Annotated in this window: 18 protein-coding genes; 11 read left to right on the forward strand and 7 right to left on the reverse strand. The window is 67.4% G+C overall.

The features are described 5' to 3' along the window. Positions 1 to 132: 132 nt before the first annotated feature. The gene (locus OEJ37_RS14265; RefSeq protein WP_263344611.1) at positions 133 to 2,022 is read right to left on the reverse strand and encodes a peptidoglycan D,D-transpeptidase FtsI family protein; all 1,890 of its coding nucleotides are present in this window, start codon (positions 2,020 to 2,022) and stop codon (positions 133 to 135) included. Between the two features lie 421 nt (positions 2,023 to 2,443). Then, positions 2,444 to 2,788 carry a DUF3564 family protein gene (locus tag OEJ37_RS14270; RefSeq protein ID WP_072436660.1) on the reverse strand — a complete coding sequence of 115 codons (345 nt, stop codon included), beginning with the start codon at positions 2,786 to 2,788 and terminating at the stop codon, positions 2,444 to 2,446. Positions 2,789 to 3,437: 649 nt separating this feature from the next. Between OEJ37_RS14270 and OEJ37_RS14275 the strand changes: the two genes are divergently transcribed. Beyond that, a complete protein-coding gene (locus OEJ37_RS14275) occupies positions 3,438 to 4,652 on the forward strand; it encodes an SDR family oxidoreductase (RefSeq protein WP_263344612.1) in 1,215 nt (404 codons plus the stop codon). Positions 4,653 to 4,707: 55 nt separating this feature from the next. Here OEJ37_RS14275 and hpaR read toward each other — a convergent pair whose 3' ends face one another. Further along, complete coding sequence (gene hpaR, locus OEJ37_RS14280; RefSeq protein ID WP_263344643.1) at positions 4,708 to 5,148, reverse strand: homoprotocatechuate degradation operon regulator HpaR; 441 nt, start codon at positions 5,146 to 5,148, stop codon at positions 4,708 to 4,710. Positions 5,149 to 5,300: 152 nt separating this feature from the next. On the opposite strand from hpaR, the gene OEJ37_RS14285 reads away from it, so the two are divergent. The 8 genes from OEJ37_RS14285 (at position 5,301) to OEJ37_RS14320 (ending at position 11,556) form a co-directional block, all read left to right on the forward strand. Further along, complete coding sequence (locus OEJ37_RS14285) at positions 5,301 to 5,996, forward strand: fumarylacetoacetate hydrolase family protein (protein ID WP_175917887.1); 696 nt, start codon at positions 5,301 to 5,303, stop codon at positions 5,994 to 5,996. Beyond that, a complete protein-coding gene (locus OEJ37_RS14290) occupies positions 5,993 to 6,757 on the forward strand; it encodes a fumarylacetoacetate hydrolase family protein (RefSeq protein ID WP_174417846.1) in 765 nt (254 codons plus the stop codon). Before OEJ37_RS14285 ends, OEJ37_RS14290 begins: the two co-directional genes overlap by 4 nt. A gap of 22 nt (positions 6,758 to 6,779) precedes the next feature. Continuing rightward, on the forward strand, positions 6,780 to 8,243 hold the full coding sequence (gene hpaE, locus OEJ37_RS14295; protein ID WP_263344613.1) for a 5-carboxymethyl-2-hydroxymuconate semialdehyde dehydrogenase: 1,464 nt from the start codon (positions 6,780 to 6,782) through the stop codon (positions 8,241 to 8,243). 50 nt (positions 8,244 to 8,293) lie between these two features. Beyond that, the gene (gene hpaD / locus OEJ37_RS14300) at positions 8,294 to 9,142 is read left to right on the forward strand and encodes a 3,4-dihydroxyphenylacetate 2,3-dioxygenase (protein ID WP_263344614.1); all 849 of its coding nucleotides are present in this window, start codon (positions 8,294 to 8,296) and stop codon (positions 9,140 to 9,142) included. 122 nt (positions 9,143 to 9,264) lie between these two features. Beyond that, the gene (locus OEJ37_RS14305) at positions 9,265 to 9,657 is read left to right on the forward strand and encodes a 5-carboxymethyl-2-hydroxymuconate Delta-isomerase (RefSeq protein ID WP_034179677.1); all 393 of its coding nucleotides are present in this window, start codon (positions 9,265 to 9,267) and stop codon (positions 9,655 to 9,657) included. A gap of 25 nt (positions 9,658 to 9,682) precedes the next feature. After that, positions 9,683 to 10,486: a 2-oxo-hept-4-ene-1,7-dioate hydratase gene (gene hpaH / locus OEJ37_RS14310; protein WP_174417842.1), complete on the forward strand. Its 804-nt coding sequence runs from the start codon at positions 9,683 to 9,685 to the stop codon at positions 10,484 to 10,486. A 7-nt stretch (positions 10,487 to 10,493) separates the two neighbouring features. Further along, complete coding sequence (gene hpaI / locus OEJ37_RS14315) at positions 10,494 to 11,300, forward strand: 4-hydroxy-2-oxoheptanedioate aldolase (protein ID WP_263344615.1); 807 nt, start codon at positions 10,494 to 10,496, stop codon at positions 11,298 to 11,300. Beyond that, positions 11,284 to 11,556 (forward strand): hypothetical protein, encoded by a 273-nt coding sequence (locus OEJ37_RS14320; RefSeq protein WP_263344616.1) that lies wholly within the window; start codon positions 11,284 to 11,286, stop codon positions 11,554 to 11,556. The genes hpaI and OEJ37_RS14320 overlap by 17 nt, the downstream gene beginning before the upstream one ends. On the opposite strand, the gene OEJ37_RS14325 is transcribed toward OEJ37_RS14320, so the two are convergent. Further along, a complete protein-coding gene (locus OEJ37_RS14325) occupies positions 11,547 to 12,356 on the reverse strand; it encodes an AraC family transcriptional regulator (RefSeq protein WP_174417839.1) in 810 nt (269 codons plus the stop codon). The genes OEJ37_RS14320 and OEJ37_RS14325 overlap by 10 nt on opposite strands. A 95-nt stretch (positions 12,357 to 12,451) precedes the next feature. Here OEJ37_RS14325 and OEJ37_RS14330 point away from each other — a divergent pair, with 95 nt between their 5' ends. Beyond that, a complete protein-coding gene (locus tag OEJ37_RS14330) occupies positions 12,452 to 12,703 on the forward strand; it encodes a hypothetical protein (RefSeq protein WP_152857780.1) in 252 nt (83 codons plus the stop codon). Between the two features lie 46 nt (positions 12,704 to 12,749). After that, entirely contained in the window at positions 12,750 to 13,712 is a 963-nt protein-coding gene (locus tag OEJ37_RS14335) for a zinc-binding alcohol dehydrogenase family protein (protein WP_263344617.1), read from the forward strand. 234 nt (positions 13,713 to 13,946) lie between these two features. On the opposite strand, the gene OEJ37_RS14340 is transcribed toward OEJ37_RS14335, so the two are convergent. The 3 genes from OEJ37_RS14340 to OEJ37_RS14350 all read right to left on the reverse strand — a co-directional run bounded on the left by OEJ37_RS14340 (position 13,947) and on the right by OEJ37_RS14350 (position 18,030). Next, the gene (locus OEJ37_RS14340) at positions 13,947 to 15,038 is read right to left on the reverse strand and encodes a porin (protein WP_175917892.1); all 1,092 of its coding nucleotides are present in this window, start codon (positions 15,036 to 15,038) and stop codon (positions 13,947 to 13,949) included. Positions 15,039 to 15,197: 159 nt separating this feature from the next. Then, positions 15,198 to 16,265 carry an ABC transporter ATP-binding protein gene (locus OEJ37_RS14345; protein ID WP_263344618.1) on the reverse strand — a complete coding sequence of 356 codons (1,068 nt, stop codon included), beginning with the start codon at positions 16,263 to 16,265 and terminating at the stop codon, positions 15,198 to 15,200. Beyond that, positions 16,258 to 18,030 (reverse strand): ABC transporter permease, encoded by a 1,773-nt coding sequence (locus tag OEJ37_RS14350; RefSeq protein WP_263344619.1) that lies wholly within the window; start codon positions 18,028 to 18,030, stop codon positions 16,258 to 16,260. The genes OEJ37_RS14345 and OEJ37_RS14350 overlap by 8 nt, the downstream gene beginning before the upstream one ends. Positions 18,031 to 18,077 lie beyond the last annotated feature (47 nt).

Genomic DNA, 18,077 nt, shown 5'->3' on the forward strand with positions numbered 1-18,077 from the left:
CGGCGCGAAAAAATTGTAGGAGGACGCAGTGGGAACGCTCAAATAATGCGGGGCGTTCCTAGAAAGTGGGATGAAAGCGAGGGGGCGGAGATGGCGGGCGGTGCGGTACGCCGCATCGCCCGCCCGGCGGCTTCAGCTTGCCGCCGCCTTCGCGGGCATGGTCGTGCCGGACTGCGCGGCCGTCTTCACCGGCGTGGACGTTTTCTGCACGACAGCCGTCTTCGGTTGAGCGGCAGCCTTCGGCGCCGCAACCGTCTTCTGCGGCGCGGCCGCCTTGGCCGGCGCATTCGTCGCGGGCTCGACCGGCGCGTCGGGCGGCACGCCGAGCAATTGCAGCGAGCCGCTCGTGACCGACGCGAACACCGGGCCGGCCACCGTGCCGCCGTAGTAGCCCTTGCCACGTGGCTCGTCGATCATCACGGCAACGATCAGGCGCGGGTTGCTCATCGGCGCCATCCCCGCGAACAGCGCGCGGTACTTGCCCTTTGCATAGGTCGCGCCGACCTGCTTGCGCGCGGTTCCCGTCTTGCCGCCGATCCGGTAGCCGTCGACGCGCGCGCGGCGCCCCGTGCCGCCTTCGCCGACCGCCATCTCGAGCATCGAGCGGATCGACGCGGCCGTTTGCGCCGACGTCACGCGGTGGCCGCGGTGCGCATCGATCGTCTGCTGGTCGGTGCCGTTCTTCAGCAGCGACACCGGGTGCAGCGTGCCGTCGCCTGCATAGGCCGTGTAGGTCTGCGCGATCTGCAGCAGCGACATCGACAGCCCATAGCCGTACGCCATCGTCGCCTGCTCGATCGGCCGCCAGCGCTTGTAGCCGCGCAGCCGGCCCGACGCGACACCCGGGAACGTCAGCTCCGGCGCGCGGCCGATCCCGTATTCCTGGTACTTGTTCCAGATCGTTTCGGCCGGCAGGTTCAGCGCGAGCTTCGCGAGCGCGACGTTGCTCGACTTCTGCAGTGCTTGCGAGACCGTCAGCGACCCGTGGTTCGATGTGTCGTGGATCACGGCCGGGCCGATCTTGTAGGTGCCCGGCGACGTGTTGATGATCGTGTTCGGCGTGACCTTGCGCTCGTCGATCGACAGCGCGACGACGAGCGGCTTGATCGTCGAGCCGGGTTCGAACGTGTCGATCACCGCGCGGTTGCGCAACTGCTGGCCCGTGAGGCGCGCGCGGTCGTTCGGGTCGAAGGTCGGGTAGTTCGCGAGCGCGAGGATCTCGCCGTTCTGCGCATCGAGCACGACGACGCTGCCGGCCATCGCATTGTTCTCGATCACGGCCGCCTTGAGCTGGCTGAACGCGAGCTGCTGGATCCGGCGGTCGATCGTCAGCTCGATCGTCGCGCCGTGCTGCGCGGGAACGAGCGGGCGCGTGTCGGACACGATGCGGCCGAGCCGGTCGCGGATCACCTCGCGCTGCCCGGACGTGCCGGACAGGCGCCCGTTCGCCGCGAGCTCGACGCCTTCCTGGCCCTTGTCTTCGACGTTCGTGAAGCCGACCACGTGCGCGGCCGATTCGCCCTCCGGGTAGAAGCGCTTCGAATCGGCGATCTGCGTGATGCCGTCGATTGCGAGCTTCTCGAGCCGGCCCGCGGTGTCCGCGTCGACCTGCCGCTTGAGCAGCACGAACGTCTTGTCGTTGCCGAGGCGCCGCTTGACCTCGACGAGCGGTAGGTCGAGCAGCTTCGCGATCTGCGGATAGTCGGTATCGGCGACCTGTTTCGGGTTCGCCCAGATTTCATAGGTCGCCAGGCTGACCGCGAGCATCGCGCCGTTACGGTCGACGATGCGCCCGCGCATCGCGTCGAGCTCGATCGTGCGCTGGTAGCGCTTCTGGCCCTGGCCGACGTAGAAATCCTGGTTCGCGACCTGCACCCAGAAGGCGCGCGCGAGCAGCGCGGCGAACGCGAGGAACACAACGATCACGACCAGTTTCGAGCGCCACATCGGCAGGCGCGACGCGAGCATCGGATTCTTGGCCGCGTACGGATCGGCGGGGTGGGTCTTCTTTTTCACGCTCATGCAATGGCCGGGTCGGGCCGCCGGACGGCGGCAGGTCAGTCTGAATAATGCGATTGTAATAAATGAGTAAACGTCGTGTGGGGAAAGTATGTTCCGGCCCCGCGAAAAGGCGGGCGGCGGGCGTCAGGAAAAGCGCTGAAAAGGGGGCTGGAAAGGTGGAGCGCGAGCGGATTTTCGCCGCTGCCGCGACGATGAACGACGGGCGATCGGTGGCGTGTCGATCCGGACGTGCGGTATCCGCTACCGGTCGATCGCGGTCGTCGCCCGTATGCGATCAATTGCCCGGTTCTCGGTTATTTCTTTAATGGAGAAAAATAAAAAGCGCCCCAGAATGAGGCGCCGTTAATGCTGAATATCGAAATGACTATCGCTGAAACTGGAATAAACCCGAAAACCGCAGACGATTTATGTAAAAAATTTTCTATCGGGCGACGGAAATGAATTCCCGGTATTCCGGCTGGGTCGTGCAGCGATCGACGGCCTGCAGCCGCCATGCGCCGGGGTGATTGCCGGCGAGCACGGCGGGGCCCTGTTCGCGCTGCGTCGCACCGAACGACAGCCCCTTCAACTGGCATACGGCTTTCCCGCCGTCGGCCGCGCAGAGCGCCATCGCGCCCTCGACGTCGCGAACCTTGCCCCAAGTCGGAAGATCGATGCCCTGATGTGCCTCACGCGACCACAGTCCCTCGTCGGTATCCACCCACAGCACCGCGAAGGATTGGCGGGTTGCCGATTCGCTGCCATTAATTCGAATGGTGAGGCGCATTGGATCGTCTCCTGAAAGAAATGACACATTCGACCGTTTTGACTTGAACAGTCTAGATAGACTGGTGTGAAACGCAAGTGATAATCCGCAATAGATCCGTATTGAGTCTATTTCCGTTTCGGATGAAACGACGTCTGACGATTCCCGGTCATTGCGGCGGCGCGCGCAAACGCACGTGGCATCTGCGATTGCGGTGCTGACGCACGCATCGGTGACGGTCGAGACATGGGATGACATGGCCGGGGGCGCGTCGATCTGTCGCGCGCGGGCCGTCGCCGAAACCGGGCCGACCGACGCAATCCGGCGCTGCTCGAATGCGGTCCGACCCGATGTTTCAGCGTTTTGACCGCGCGGCCGGAACGACACACTCCGACAATCGCGTACAAATCGGCACACTTTCACGAAACTTTCGGGACAGACTTGCATGCGATCGGGCCCCACACTGGGAACTTCCCGATCCTGTGCCGCGGACGCCCGTCCTCGGCGGCTGCCGCCGCCTCGTGCCAGAGGCGCGATCGACGCGATCGCGGGCCGCATGCCCGATCGGGACAGCCGGGGCGCGCGTCGGCCCCGGCCCGGCCGGTGAGCCGTGCGCAGCCCGCAACCGCGGGCGTCGCGCCGCCCGGCCGACTCTTCGAAGGAGACTATCGTGCTGATCTGGAAAACCGCGTTGTCGCTCAACTGGCGGACGAGCCTCGTGTCGCCGGCCAGCGCACCGGTCGCGGCGGCGAACGTCGGACGGCTGGTGCTGACCGGCGCGACCGGCTTCATCGGCAGCACCGTGCTGACGGCGCTCGTCAATGCGGGGTTGCTCGAACGCATCGTGTGCGTCGTGCGCGCGCAGGACCGCGGCCATGCCGTCGCGCGGCTGCGCGAAGCGGCGCTGCGCGCGGGGCTCGCGCCGTACTGGGCGTCGCGCCTGACCGACGCAAACGTGATCGTCGGCGCGCTCGGCGACGTGTGGCAGGGCGCCGACGCGCCGCGCCTCGCCGGCGCGACGCACGTGATCCACTGCGCCGGTCATGCGTCGCCGGCCGACGGCGCGCACCTGCAGGCGGACATCGCCGATTCGGTGCGCTTCGCCGAACGCTTCGCGCGGGCGCCGCGCCTGCAGCGCTTCGTATACGTCGGCACCGCCTATGCGCATGCGGGGCGCGGCGGCATCGTGCACGAAGAAGTCGTGGCGGGAGCCGCGGCGAACGATGTCGCGCAAGACGGCGAAGGGCTGCCCGGTGCGGTGCTCGCGGCCGACTACCTGCATGCGAAGGCGGAAACGGAGCAGCGCCTGCGCGCGCTCGGGCTGCCGCTCGTCGTCGTGCGGCCGTCGCACGTCGTCGGCCATACGGTGCTCGGCACGCGGCCCGCGCCGAATTCGTTCTGGATGTTCCGGCTTGCGCATGCGGCGCGCCGCTTCACCGCGCGGCCGATGACGCGCATCGACATCGTGTCGGTCGACGACGTGGCGCGTGCGACGATGCTGCTGGCCGTCAAGCCGACGCTCGCGCACGATCTCTATCACGTGTCGGCCGGCGACGAGGCGCCGCAGGTCGCGCAAATCGTGCGCGCGATGGACGAGGCGGCGGGGATGACGGGGGCGCCGCGCTACGCGGCGTGCGCGCCGGCCGAGTTGCCGCTCGTGGTGCGCGACGTGCTCGGGCGGCCCGATCCGGCACTCGAGCGCGTGATCGGCCGGGCGCTGCAGCGCTGCGCGGAATTCGCGACGGTCGATCGCGTGTTCGACAACAGCCGCGTGCGCGACGAAATCGATTTCGAGCCGTTGCCGTTCATCGATTACGTCGAGGAATGCATGCGCACGTCGCGCGGCGTTGCCGTGACCGAGCTGATGCGCGGCGCGATGCACTGACCGCCCGCGCTGCACCGGCGCCTGTTCCCGCAGCTGGCGGGAACGGGCGCCATCGTCACGCGTTGCCGCCGAGTTCGATGAGCCGGTCCAGCGCGCGATAGATGTCTTCGAGGCCGTCCTGGCCGAAGCGCGATTCGAGCTGCCGGTATTGCTCGTCGATGCGCGGACCGATTTCCGTGACGAGCTTCCTGCTTTGCGGCGTCAGGCTGACCAGCAGCCGGCGCTGATCCTCCTGCGCGCGCGTGCGCGTGATCAGCCCGTCGCGTTCCATCCGTTCCAGCACGCCCGTGAGGCTCGGGCTCAGGATGCAGCAGCGCCGCGCGATCTGTCCCGCTTCGAGCGCGTGCGTCGGTTCGCCGTCGAGCACGCGGATGATCCGCCATTGCTGTTCGGTCAGCGCGAATTCCTTGAGAATGGGGCGGAACAGGCCCATCAGCGTTTCGCGGGCCTCGAGCAGCAGCATGGCAAGGTTGCGATGGTCGAGCGTACGGTTCATCGGGGTGGACAGTGGACGGGGACGCATCAATCTTAGCAGCCGAAGCTGGTGAATTTCGCGTATCAGGGTAATCGAGGTTGCCGGCACCCGATTGTTTACTTAAGATGTTAAGTATTGACGATGCGCCGCGACGCGCGGCAGGGGAATGACGCATGGAGCTGTCTTGCACGACCGTCGCGGCGGCGCCGCCGCCGTTGCCGGTCGCCATCGGCACCGTCTACGGTGCGCTGCTCAACGAGCGCGCGGCGCTCGATTCGCTCGGCGATGCGGTGAACGCACCGCCTTACGGCCGCCCGCCGCAGGCGCCGATCCTTTACATCAAGCCGGCCAACACGCATGCGGCCGACGGCGCGGCCGTCGTCGTGCCGGCCGGCGTCGATGCACTCGAGATCGGCGCGTCGGTGGCCGTCGTGTTCGCCCGGCGCGCCACGCGCGTGCCGGCCGCGCAGGCGCTCGACTACGTGCACGGCTTCACGCTCGCGAGCGACGTGTCGGTGCCGCATCCCGATTACTACCGTCCGGCCGTGCGCTTCAAGTGCCGTGACGGTTTCTGCCCGCTGGGCCCGGCGATCGTGCCGGCCGCCGCGCTGGCCGATGTCGACGCGCTCGCACTGACCGTGCGGATCGACGGCGAGGTGGTCGCATCGGCGTCGACCGCGACGCTGATTCGCCCCGTGCGCGAACTGATCGCCGACGTGACGGCGTTCATGTCGTTCGACGCGGGCGACGTGCTGCTGCTCGGCGTCGCCGGCGGTGCACCGCGTGCCCGCGCGGGCTGCACGATCGAGATCGCCGCCGCCGGCATCGGCACGCTGCGGCACACGCTGATTGCGGAGGAGACACGATGAAGACGGCGCGCGTGATCTACAACGGTGCACTGCATGCGGCCGAGCCGGCCGGCGACGGCGCGATCCGCCTCGACACGGGGCGCGTGGTGGCCGAGGACCTGGTCGCATGGCTGCCGCCCGTCGCGCCGCGCACGACGTTCGCGCTCGGCCTCAACTACGCCGACCACGCGAAGGAACTCGCGTTCAAGGCGCCGAGCGAGCCGCTGATCTTCCTGAAGGGGCCGAACACGTTCATCGGCCACCGGTCGCGCACCGTGCGGCCGGCGGATGCCACCCACATGCACTACGAGTGCGAGCTGGCCGTCGTGATCGGCCGGCCCGCGCGCAACGTGAGCCGCGCGCAGGCGATCGACCATGTGGCCGGCTACACGGTCGCGAACGACTACGCGATCCGCGATTATCTCGAGAACTACTACCGCCCGAACCTGCGCGTGAAGAACCGCGACACCTGCACGCCGCTCGGGCCGTGGTTCGTCAGCCGCGACGAGGTCGGCGACGCGGGCGACCTGACGCTGCGCACGACGGTGAACGGCCGGGAGACGCAGCGCGGCAGCACGCGCGACATGATCTTCGACGTGCCGGCGCTGATCGAGCACATCAGCAGCTTCATGACGCTCTCGCCGGGCGACCTGATCCTGACCGGCACGCCCGAGGGGCTGGCAGACACGCAGCCGGGCGACGAGGTCGTGACCGAAATCGAAGGGATTGGCCGGCTCATGAACACGATCGTCGCCGAAGCAGACTATTATCGCGCCGGCTGAGCCCGTCGCCCAAGGAGAACCCATGACCATCAAGCACTGGATCGACGGCCGCGAAGTCGAGAGCCGAGAGACCTTCACGACGCTGAATCCTGCGACGGGCGACGTGATCGCCGACGTCGCGTCGGCCGGCGAGGCCGAAGTCGACGCGGCGGTGGGCGCGGCGAAGGAAGCGTTCCCGAAATGGGCGAGCACGCCTGCGAAGGAGCGCGCGAAGCTGATGCGCAAGCTCGGCGAGCTGATCGAGAAGAACGTGCCGATGCTCGCGGCGCTGGAGACGCAGGACACCGGCCTGCCGATCGCGCAGACGAGCAAGCAGCTGATTCCGCGCGCATCCGAGAACTTCAACTTCTTCGCGGAAGTGTGTGTGCAGATGAACGGCCGCACCTATCCGGTCGACGACCAGATGCTGAACTACACGCTGTACCAGCCGGTCGGCGTGTGCGCGCTGGTGTCGCCGTGGAACGTGCCGTTCATGACCGCGACATGGAAGACGGCGCCGTGCCTCGCGCTCGGCAACACGGCCGTGCTGAAGATGTCGGAGCTGTCGCCGCTGACGGCCGACCAGCTCGGCCGGCTCGCGCTCGAAGCCGGCATTCCGCCCGGCGTGCTGAACGTCGTGCAGGGCTACGGCGCGACCGCCGGCGACGCGCTGGTGCGGCATCCGGACGTGCGTGCGGTGTCGTTTACCGGCGGCACGGTCACGGGCAAGCGGATCATGGAGCGCGCGGGCCTCAAGAAGTATTCGATGGAACTCGGCGGCAAGTCGCCGGTGCTGATTTTCGACGACGCGGATTTCGACCGTGCGCTCGATGCGTCGCTGTTCACGATCTTCTCGATCAACGGCGAACGCTGCACCGCGGGCTCGCGGATCTTCGTGCAGCGCACGATCTACGACCGCTTCGTGCAGGAATTCGCGCGCCGCGCGAACAACCTGGTGGTCGGCGATCCGTCCGATCCGGCCACGCAGCTCGGCGCGATGATCACGCGCCAGCACTGGGAGAAGGTGACGGGCTACATCCGCATCGGCGAGCAGGAAGGCGCGCGCGTGGTCGCTGGCGGCGCGGACAAGCCGGCGGGCCTGCCCGCCCATCTGCGCAACGGTAACTTCGTGCGGCCGACCGTGTTCGCCGACGTCGACAACCGGATGCGCATCGCGCAGGAAGAGATTTTCGGGCCGGTCGCGTGCCTGATCCCGTTCGAGGACGAAGCAGAAGGGCTGCGGCTCGCGAACGACACGTCGTACGGCCTCGCGTCGTACATCTGGACGCAGGACGTCGGCAAGGTGCATCGCCTCGCGCGCGGCATCGAGGCCGGGATGGTGTTCGTGAACAGCCAGAACGTGCGCGACCTGCGCCAGCCGTTCGGCGGTGTGAAGGAATCGGGCACCGGGCGCGAGGGCGGCGAGTACAGTTTCGAGGTGTTCGCGGAGATCAAGAACGTGTGCATCTCGATGGGTTCGCATCACATTCCGCGCTGGGGCGTGTGACGGGCGCGGGTCGTTTCGCCGCAAGCACGAACGATATGGAGACTTGAACGATGGGCAAACTGTCCCTCGCCGCGAAAATCACGCACGTGCCATCGATGTACCTGTCGGAAATGCCCGGCAAGCATCACGGCTGCCGCGCAGCGGCGATCCGCGGCCATCAGCTGATCGGCGAGCGCTGCCGCGCGCTCGGCGTCGACACGATCGTCGTGTCGGACGTGCACTGGCTCGTCAACGCGGGTTATCACGTGAACTGCAATGCGCGGTTCGCCGGTACGTACACCAGCAACGAGCTGCCGCATTTCATCCGCGACATGCAGTACGCGTATCCGGGCAACCCGGCGCTCGGCCGGCTGATCGCCGAGACGGCCAGCGCACGCGGGATCGCGACGCGTGCACACGAGATCGACAGCCTCGAGCTCGAATACGGCACGCTCGTGCCGATGCGCTACATGAACGGCGACCAGCACTTCAAGGTCGTGTCGATCGCCGGCTGGTGCATGTGGCACACGCTCGACGAAAGCCGGCGTTTCGGCGAGGCGCTGCTCGAAGCGATCGAGAAGAGCGATTCGAACGTCGCGTTCCTCGCGAGCGGTTCGCTGTCGCACCGCTTCAACGACAACGGCAGCCCCGAGGAATCGATCCACCAGATCAGCCGCGAATTCTTCCGGCAGGTCGACCTGCGCGTGGTCGAGCTGTGGAAGCAGGGCGATTTCAAGACGTTCTGCGCGATGCTGCCCGAGTACAACACGCATTGCCACGGCGAAGGCGGCATGCACGACACGGCGATGCTGCTCGGCCTGCTCGGATGGGATCGTTACGACAAGCCTGTCGAGATCGTCACCGACTATTTCGCGAGTTCGGGCACGGGGCAGATCAACGCGATCTTTCCGCTGCCGTGAACGTTGTCGCCCCGCATCCGACATCCGACTGAAAAGCCTGGAGTCCGAAAGTAAGTGCTGAAGCACCAACTTGATCCGACATAAGCGCCAAAGCGCCGACTCGGGTCGACAGGAGATTGGCCATGCCCCATATCGTCGTCGAATACACCGCGAACATCCGCGACGACGCGCGCATTCCCGCGCTGCTGCGCACGATCAATGCAACACTGATCGCGCAGGGCGGCGTGTTCCCGACCGGCGGCATCCGCTCGCGCGCGATCGAGCTGCAGGACTACTGCGTCGCCGACGGCACGGAGGACGACGCGTTCGTCCACGTGACGCTGAAGATCGGCTCGGGCCGCAGCGACGACACGAAGAAGGCCGCGTGCGATGCGCTGTTCGACGCGATCAAGGCCCATTTCGCCGAGCTGTACGCGAAACGCTATCTCGCGCTGTCGATGGAACTGACCGAGTTCAGCGAAAGCGGCTCGTACAAGCACAACAACATCCACGCCCGCTACAAGCGGGCCGGCTGACCCCATTCCCGATCCCGATCCGACCATGCTCGAACCCGCCATCATCGACCAGCTCGCGCAACGTCTGCACGACGCCGAGCGCGAGCGCAAGCAGATCCGCCAGATCTCGCTCGACCATCCAGACATCACGATCGACGACGCATACGCGATCCAGCGCGCGTGGGTGACCCTCAAGCTCGCGGAAGGCCGCACGCTGAAGGGACACAAGATCGGCCTCACGTCGAAGGCGATGCAGAACACGTCGCAGATCGACGAACCCGACTACGGCGCGCTGCTCGACGACATGTTCTTCGCGGACGGCGGCACGATCCCGACCGGCCGCTTCATCGTGCCGCGCGTCGAGGTCGAGCTTGCGTTCGTGCTCGGCAAGCGGCTTTCGGGCCCGAACTGCACGATCTTCGACGTGTACGACGCGGTCGATTACGTGGTGCCCGCGCTCGAGATCATCGATGCGCGCAGCCAGTCGATCGACCCCGATACGAAACGGCCGCGCAAGGTGTTCGACACGATCGCCGACAACGCGGCGAACGCGGGCGTCGTGATCGGCGGGCGGCCGGTGCGGCCGCAGGATGTCGACCTGCGCTGGGTCGCGGCGATCATGTCGCGCAACGGCGTGGTCGAGGAAACGGGCGTTGCGGCCGGCGTGCTGAACCATCCGGCGAACGGCGTCGCGTGGCTCGCGAATCGTCTGTCGCGCTTCGACGTCGCGCTGGAGCCCGGGCAGATCGTGCTCGGCGGCTCGTTCACGCGGCCGTGCGCGGCGCGGCCGGGCGACACGTTCAGCGTCGACTACGGCCCGCTCGGGACGATCCAGTGCTACTTCGAGTGAGCGGGCGATGCGGATTCCTTCGAATGTCTTCAAGGCCGCGCTCGCACGCGGCGATGCGCAGGTCGGGCTGTGGCTCGGCCTCGCGAACCCGTACAGCGCCGAAGTTGTCGCGGGCGCCGGTTTCGACTGGCTGCTGATCGACGGCGAGCATGCGCCGAACACGGTGCCGACGATCCTCGCGCAACTGCAGGCGATCGCGCCGTATCCGTCGCATCCGGTCGTGCGCGTGCCGTGGAACGATCCGGTGATCGTCAAGCAGGTGCTCGATCTCGGCGCGCAGACGCTGCTGGTGCCGATGGTGCAAAGCGCCGACGAAGCGCGCGCGGCCGTTGCCGCGACGCGTTACCCGCCGCACGGGATTCGCGGCGTCGGCAGCGCGCTGGCGCGTGCATCGCGATGGAGTCGCGTCGGCGACTACCTGCACCGCGCGAACGACGAGATGGCCGTGCTCGTGCAGGTCGAGACGCGCGCGGGGCTCGATGCGATCGACGCGATTGCGCGGGTCGAAGGCGTCGACGGCGTGTTCATCGGGCCGGCCGATCTGGCGGCCGATCTCGGGCATCTCGGCAATCCGGGGCACCCGGACGTGCAGGCCGCGATCGACGGCGCGATCCGGACGATCAAGGCGGCCGGCAAGGCGCCCGGTATTCTGAGTGCGGATGAAGCGGCGGCGCGGCGTTATCTGGAAGCGGGTGCGCTGTTCGTCGCGGTCGGTGTCGATACGACGCTGCTGGCGAGAAGCGCGGAGCGGCTCGCGGCGCAGTTCAAGGCGGTATCCCGGCCGACGGAAAGGAATCGTGACACGACGTATTGAGCGCGAGTCTGTGGCAGACAAGCCCAGCAACGCAGAGGCACTGCCTGACGAATCGGAGAATCGGCACAAGGTTTCGCAACGGGACCGAATGTCCTCGCTTGAATTGAATGCGATTCCGTATCGCGATGCGGCGGTTCGTCGGCGTATCCGCGCCATTGGCCTGCTACGTTGCGGAGAAAAATGCGATCCAGCGATCGTGGATGTGATGGCGGAATTGAGTGAGCAGGCGCAAGCGTTGGGGATGGGTTACGACTGACTTCCAGTTATCCTGACTTCTGATATTCCCGCTTCCATATACCGCCCCGGCGTCGTCCCCAGCGCGCGCCGGAACATGTCGATGAACGCGCTCACGTTGTCGTACCCGAGATCGAGTGCGATCGTCGTCACCGGCACGCCGTCGGCGATTTTCTCCAGCGCTCGCAGCAGCCTTGCCTGCTGACGCCACTGGGCAAACGTCAGCCCTGTCTCGGCGACGAAACGGCGGCTCATCGTCCGTGCGCTGATGCCGGCCCATTCGGCCCATTCCTCCAGCCGCCGGTTGTCCGCGAGGTTCGTGGCGAGTGCGTCGGTGATCCTGATGAGCCGCGGGTCCTGCGGCCGTACCAGCCCCAGCGATTCGACTTCCGAAGCAGCGATTTCATCGAGGATCACGTCGGCGATCCGCGTCTGCGCGGCATCGAGTTCCGAATCGCCCCAGCTTGCCGCGCGCTGCACGGCTTCCCGCAGCAGCGGCGACGCACGGATCGCGCGAGGCGCATCCGGCAGTGCCGCGCAGCGCGCTTCGGCGACGAACGCCGACCAGCCGGAAATCGGCCCGAACGAGCGCAGCGAATGCCGGCAATGCGGCGGAATCCAGATCGCGTGGATCGCCGGCACGACCCACTCCTGGTCGTCGAGACCGATCGTCAGCAGCCCGCTCAGCGCACCGACGAGCTGGCCGCGCGCATGCGCGTGCGGCGCGGTCACGCGCGGGTCGCGTTGCGAAAGAACGGCGGCGACGACGAACGGGCCGTCGTCGGACGTGACGAATCGGGCGGGCAGGAGCGGATCGGACATGGCCGGATAACGGTATCGAATGGCTGTTATACCGGAGATCGGCCGGCTTCGCACGCCTACACTGCGTCCATCGATAACAACTGGAGTGCGACGCGATGCGAGCCGAACAAATGCTTCCCGACCATGCCGACCGGATCGATGCCGGCGGAACGACGATCCGCAAGGGCACCATCGGCGCGTTTCTGGTCAATGCGCGCGTGCTGACCGATCCCGACGCCACGCCCGCCGACCGGGCACGTGCGGAAACCGACACGATCGACGCGTTGCCCGCGCTGCGCGCGATCGGCCTGTTCGACGTGATGGAAGTGCGCGATCCCGCGCTGCGCGCGTGGCTCGACGCACGCTGACGTCCGCCGCAATCGTCGATCGAGATCCCCGATTCAAGGAGCCACCATGAAAGCCGCAGTCGTGAAGGGCGCCGGCGAGCGTCCCGTCCATATGGAATTCGAACCACCGCGCGCGATGCCGGGCCACCGTCTGATCGACGTGGCGGCGTCCGCGCTGAGCCGGATCGCGCAGGGGCGCGCGTCCGGCACGCATTACTCGTCGGATGGACGTTATCCGTTCGTCGTCGGCGTCGACGGCGTGGGCCGTCGCGACGACGGGCAGCGCGTCTATTTCTTCGGTGCCCCCGCGCCGTTCGGCGCGATGGCTGAACGCACGATCGTGCCGGACACGCAGTGCGTGCCGCTGCCGGACGGGCTCGACGACGTCACGGCCGCGGCGATCGCGATTCCCGGGATGTCGTCGTGGGCCGCGCTGACCGAACGTGCGCGGCTCGTCGCGGGCGAGACGGTGCTGGTCAACGGCGCAACGGGCACGTCGGGCCGGCTGGCGGTGCGGGTCGCGAAGCATCTCGGCGCCGCGAAGGTGATCGCGACAGGCCGCAACGCGGTCGCGCTGGACGCTTTGCTGAACGCCGGCGCGGACGCCGTCGTGTCGCTGCAGCAGGACGACGCGCATCTGGCGCGTGCGCTCGAACCGCATTTGCGCGCGGGCGTGGACGTCGTGCTCGACTATCTGTGGGGTGCCAGCGCGCAGACGCTGCTGGTTGCCGCGGCGAAGGCGGCGCCCGATGGCCGCCGGCTGCGTTTCGTGCAGATCGGCTCGCTCGGCGGCGCGGACGTGCTGTTGCCAGGCGCGGTGCTGCGCGCAACCGCAATCGAATTGATGGGCAGCGGCCTCGGCAGCGTGTCGCTGCCGCGTTTGCTGGCTTCGGTGCGCGGCGTGTTCGACGCGGCCGGCCCGGCGCGGCTGACGATCGAGACGCGCACCGTGCCGCTGTCGGCTGTCGGCGAACACTGGGGCGATACGGACAGTCTCGTGCGCACGGTGTTCATGATGCGCGGCGAGTGAACGGCGACCGAACCGCAGCGGGGCCGGCTCGGCGCGATGAACGAGCTGTGCGGCGACAACCGGCTATCCGTCGTGATGCCGCCGCGCATGCGGGGAAAGCAAGGCGGTCGCGGGCGTAACACACCCGTCGCCACCCGCTGCATCAGGCTCGGAACCGCCTGATGCCGCCGCGCATGCGGGGAAAGTAGGGCGGCCGCGGGTGAAGCTCACCCGTCGCCACCCGCCGCGTCAGGCTCAGAACCGCTGCTGAATCCCCGCCGTGACACCGACCTGCGTCGTGCCGTATCCCGCGAAATCGCGTGACACGCCGACCTTCTGGTCGTGCTTAGCGATCGCGAACGCGCCGGCTGCGTACAGCACCGTGCGCTTGGACAGCGCGTACTGTGCACGCAGCGACACGAGCGTCGGATCGGCGTCGGTGCCGCCCTTGATGTTCTGGTGATAGACGGCCGCGATCAGCGAGAACGTCGGCGTGAACTGGTACGACCCGCCGATCCAGACCATGTCGCTCAACTGGTTCGCCGCCGTCGTGCGGAACGTGCGTTTGTAATTGCGATAACCGGCCATCGTCTTCAGGTTGCCGAAGTCGTAGCTCAGGCCCGCGTGGATGCCCTGGATGTAGTTGACCGTATCGGCCGGCGTGACGCTGTCGGCCGCGCCGTTCTGCCGGTCGAACGTGACCACCGCCGCGAACGGGCCCGTCTCGTAGCCGAGAGCGAAATCGTATTTCGAGCTGGTTTTCACGCTGCCCGGCACGTTGCCGAAGCCGTACAGCGCGCCGAACTTGAAGCCGCTGAATTCGCCGTCGTAGCGCACCGCGTTCGACGAGCGCGTGAACAGGCCGTCCTTGCGGCCGCCGGTCGCCATCGACGAGGTCGCCCACGAATAGTTCTGCGCGTAACCCATCGGGTCGAACGGCAGCATGTAGTCGTAGGTGACGGTGAAGTTGCGGCCGAGCGACAGCTCGCCCCATTTGCCTTTCAGGCCGACCGTCGCGCGGCGCGCGAAGATCGAGTCGGGGCCGTCGTCGAAGGCGCCGTTCGCGAGATCGATCCCGCTTTCGAGTCGGAAGATCGCCTTCAGCCCGCCGCCGAGATCCTCGACGCCGCGCAAGCCCCAGCGCGACGTGTTCTTGTTGCCGGACTTGAGCTTGAACGAGTTGCCGCCCTGTGGCGCCGCGTGGTTCGTATATTCGATGCCGGCATCCATGATCCCGTACATCGTGACCGACGACTGCGCGTGCGCGGCGGGCGCGGCGATGCAGGCCGCGGCGGCCGAGCCCGTAAGGACTACTGTGCGAATGGAACGTTCTGCGCGTGACTTCATTGACGGTGTCTCCTTGGTTCTTGTGGGTTGGGTGAAACAGGTGCTGCGCGCAACGAGCCGTGGCGGGCGCCGCAAGACGTTCGCCGTACCTGCAAGTCGTCGCATGGCGCGATGCGTGCGGCATGCAGGTACGGCGGCGCGCGGGCCGCCGCGATCGGGTCAGCCCGCTTTCGCGAACGCCCAGCAGTCGTTGGTCGGGAATTCGAGCCAGTGCTTGCCGGCCGCGCGCGGCGCGTGGCCAAACGCGCGCAGGCGCATGTCGCCGCAATGGAACAGGTATTCCCAGCGGTCGCCGAGATACATCGACGTGACGAGGTCGGCCTGAAGCCGGTTCGCGCCGGGGCCGTCGGTAACCTGCACGCGCTCGAGTCGGATCACGGCCTGCGCGTCCTGGCCGGGCGCGAACGTGTCGCGCGCGAGCGCGCGCAGCTCCCAGCCGTCGCCGGCGAGCGTCACGCATTCACCGTCGATCGCGGCGACGCGCGCGTCGATCCGGTTGTTGCTGCCCATGAACTCGGCCGTGTACAGCGAACGTGGCGCGCCGTACAGCTCGGCCGGCGTGCCTTCCTGCTCGATGCGGCCGTTGCGCAGCAGCAGGATGCGGTCGGACATCGCCATCGCCTCGGTCTGGTCGTGCGTCACGCACAGTGCCGACAGCCCGAGCGACACGATCAGCTCGCGCAGCCACGCGCGCGCTTCCTCGCGCAGCTTCGCGTCGAGGTTCGACAGCGGCTCGTCGAGCAGGATCACCGGCGGGTTGTAGACGAGCGCGCGCGCGATCGCGACGCGCTGCTGCTGGCCGCCCGACAACTGATGCGGAAAGCGTTCCGCGAGATGGCCGAGGCCGAGCTGGTCGAGCGCGGTCTGCACGCGGCGCTTCTGTTCGGCGGGTGCGACGCGGCGCAGCTTCAGCCCGTAACCGACGTTCTCCGCGACGGTGCGGTGCGGCCACAGCGCATACGACTGGAACACGAGGCCGAGCGAGCGCTGCTCGACGGGCAGGTCGACGCGCTTCGCGCCGTCGAAGAACACGCGGTCGTCGAGCTGGATGCGGCCGTCGGACGGCTGTTCGAGGCCGGCCACCGCACGCAGCAGCGTGGTCTTGCCGCTGCCCGACGCGCCGAGCAGGCACACGACTTCGCCGGCCTTCAGTTCGAACGACACGCCCTTGAGGATCGGATTGGCGCCGTAGCTGAGATGCAGGTCGTCGACGATGAGCTTATCCATGAAGTTTCACTCCGAAACGCAGGGCCACGCCGAGACCGGCGCCGACCATCGCGATGTTGATGACAGAAAGCGCGGCGACCTGGTCGACGGCGCCGGTCGCCCACAGCGACACGAGCAGCGCGCCGATCACTTCGGTGCCGGGCGACAGCAGGTAGACGGCCGTCGAGTATTCGCGCTCGAAGATCATGAAGATCAGCAGCCACGCGGCGAGCAGGCCGAAGCGCACGAGCGGCAGCGTCACGTCGAGCGACACGCGGCTGCGCGTCGCGCCGACGCTGCGGCCGGCTTCCTCGAGCTCGGGGCCGACCTGCAGCAGCGCACTCTGGATGAGCCGCATCCCGTATGCGAGCCACACGACCGTATACGCGATCCAGATGCTCCACATCGAGTTCTTCAGCTCGCGCAGGCCGGGGACGAACAGGAAGATCCACAGGAACGCGAGACCGGCGAGCAGGCCGGGCACCGCGCGCGGCAGCAGCACCAGATAGTCGAGCAGCTTGGTTGCCCAGTCGGGGCGGCGGTGGCCGGCGAACGCAACGAGCGAGTAGAAGCCGACCGCGAGCGCACCGCCGATCACGCCGATGCCGAGCGTGTTGACGATCGCGCGCACCAGGTTGTCCTGCTCGAACAGCTCGATGAAGTTCGACAGCGTCAGCACTTCGGCGAGCGCGACGCCTTCGCCCCAGTTGGTCACGAACGCGCGCAGCACGATGCCCGAGATCGGCACGATCACGGTCAGCATCAGCCACAGCGCGACGATCGCGAGCGCGACCCAGCGCCATACGCCGAGCGGCAGCACCGTCGCGCGGCCGGCCTTGCCTTTCACGGTGACGAAGCGGTTCGCGGTTTTCAGCAGGTGGCGCTGCAGCAGCACGAGCGGGAACGTGATCGCGACGATGCACACCGCGACCGCGGCCATCAGGTGATACGACGGCACGCCGAGCTTGTTGGTCAGCTTGTACAGGTAGGTCGCGAGTACGAGATGGCCTTCCGGATCGCCGAGCACGAGCGGCAGCCCGAACACCTCGAAGCCGAGGAAGAACACCAGCACGCCGGCGAACAGCAGCGCGGGCATCGTCATCGGCAGGCTCACGTCGAGCGCGACGCGGAACGGGCGGGCGCCCGTCACGCGCGCGGCTTCCTCGACGTCCGAGCCGAGGTTGCGCAGCGCGGCCGACGAATACAGATACACGTGCGGCACGTGCGTGAGGCCGACGATCACCGTGATCGCGAAGATCGAATACACGTTCCAGGGCACGTTTTGCACCCCGAACAGTTCCTTGAACCACACCGAGTAGAAGCCGACCGGGCCGGCCGCGACCACGTAGCCGAACGCGAGCACCATCGGCGACACGAACACCGGCGTGAGCAGCAGCGGTTCGAGCCAGCGGCGGCCGGGCAGGTCGGTGCGCACCATCAGGAACGCGAGGATGCCGCCGAGCGGGATCGAGATGAACAGCATCCCGCCGGCGATGATGAACGAGTTCTTCACGGCCGACCAGAAGTCGGGATCGCTGAAGATGAAGCGGAAACCTTCGATGCCGAGCGTCTTGTTCGCGTCGAAGAACGGCGCGGACAGCAGGCTCTGGAACAGGATGAAGCCGAGCGGCAGCGCGACCGCGACGGTCAGTACCGCGACGACGATCCAGCGCAGCATGCCGGCGAGCGGCTGCAGGCTGTTGACCGGCAGCGTGGGAATCGCGTCGCGCTGGCCGGTGGCGGGCGCAACGGCCGGCGCCGTTGAGCGTGTGCTGGTTGAAAGCATGAGTTCGCCCCTGCGGCCATCCGGATGGCCGCCTCTAGGAAGTCGGT

Origin of the sequence: Burkholderia sp. BKH01 (genome assembly GCF_025685725.1) — a bacterium.
Lineage (GTDB): Bacteria > Pseudomonadota > Gammaproteobacteria > Burkholderiales > Burkholderiaceae > Burkholderia > Burkholderia pyrrocinia_C.

What these genes read in the sequence shown, in the direction of transcription:
- OEJ37_RS14270 (WP_072436660.1), bottom strand. Translation starts at nt 2,788, where the DNA reads ATGCGCCTCACCATTCGAATTAATGGCAGCGAATCGGCAACCCGCCAA.
- OEJ37_RS14265 (WP_263344611.1), bottom strand. Translation starts at nt 2,022, where the DNA reads ATGAGCGTGAAAAAGAAGACCCACCCCGCCGATCCGTACGCGGCCAAG.
- OEJ37_RS14285 (WP_175917887.1), top strand. Translation starts at nt 5,301, where the DNA reads ATGGAGCTGTCTTGCACGACCGTCGCGGCGGCGCCGCCGCCGTTGCCG.
- hpaI (WP_263344615.1), top strand. Translation starts at nt 10,494, where the DNA reads ATGCGGATTCCTTCGAATGTCTTCAAGGCCGCGCTCGCACGCGGCGAT.
- OEJ37_RS14290 (WP_174417846.1), top strand. Translation starts at nt 5,993, where the DNA reads ATGAAGACGGCGCGCGTGATCTACAACGGTGCACTGCATGCGGCCGAG.
- OEJ37_RS14345 (WP_263344618.1), bottom strand. Translation starts at nt 16,265, where the DNA reads ATGGATAAGCTCATCGTCGACGACCTGCATCTCAGCTACGGCGCCAAT.
- OEJ37_RS14325 (WP_174417839.1), bottom strand. Translation starts at nt 12,356, where the DNA reads ATGTCCGATCCGCTCCTGCCCGCCCGATTCGTCACGTCCGACGACGGC.
- hpaD (WP_263344614.1), top strand. Translation starts at nt 8,294, where the DNA reads ATGGGCAAACTGTCCCTCGCCGCGAAAATCACGCACGTGCCATCGATG.
- hpaE (WP_263344613.1), top strand. Translation starts at nt 6,780, where the DNA reads ATGACCATCAAGCACTGGATCGACGGCCGCGAAGTCGAGAGCCGAGAG.
- OEJ37_RS14330 (WP_152857780.1), top strand. Translation starts at nt 12,452, where the DNA reads ATGCGAGCCGAACAAATGCTTCCCGACCATGCCGACCGGATCGATGCC.
- hpaR (WP_263344643.1), bottom strand. Translation starts at nt 5,148, where the DNA reads ATGAACCGTACGCTCGACCATCGCAACCTTGCCATGCTGCTGCTCGAG.
- OEJ37_RS14350 (WP_263344619.1), bottom strand. Translation starts at nt 18,030, where the DNA reads ATGCTTTCAACCAGCACACGCTCAACGGCGCCGGCCGTTGCGCCCGCC.
- OEJ37_RS14305 (WP_034179677.1), top strand. Translation starts at nt 9,265, where the DNA reads ATGCCCCATATCGTCGTCGAATACACCGCGAACATCCGCGACGACGCG.
- OEJ37_RS14335 (WP_263344617.1), top strand. Translation starts at nt 12,750, where the DNA reads ATGAAAGCCGCAGTCGTGAAGGGCGCCGGCGAGCGTCCCGTCCATATG.
- OEJ37_RS14340 (WP_175917892.1), bottom strand. Translation starts at nt 15,038, where the DNA reads ATGAAGTCACGCGCAGAACGTTCCATTCGCACAGTAGTCCTTACGGGC.
- hpaH (WP_174417842.1), top strand. Translation starts at nt 9,683, where the DNA reads ATGCTCGAACCCGCCATCATCGACCAGCTCGCGCAACGTCTGCACGAC.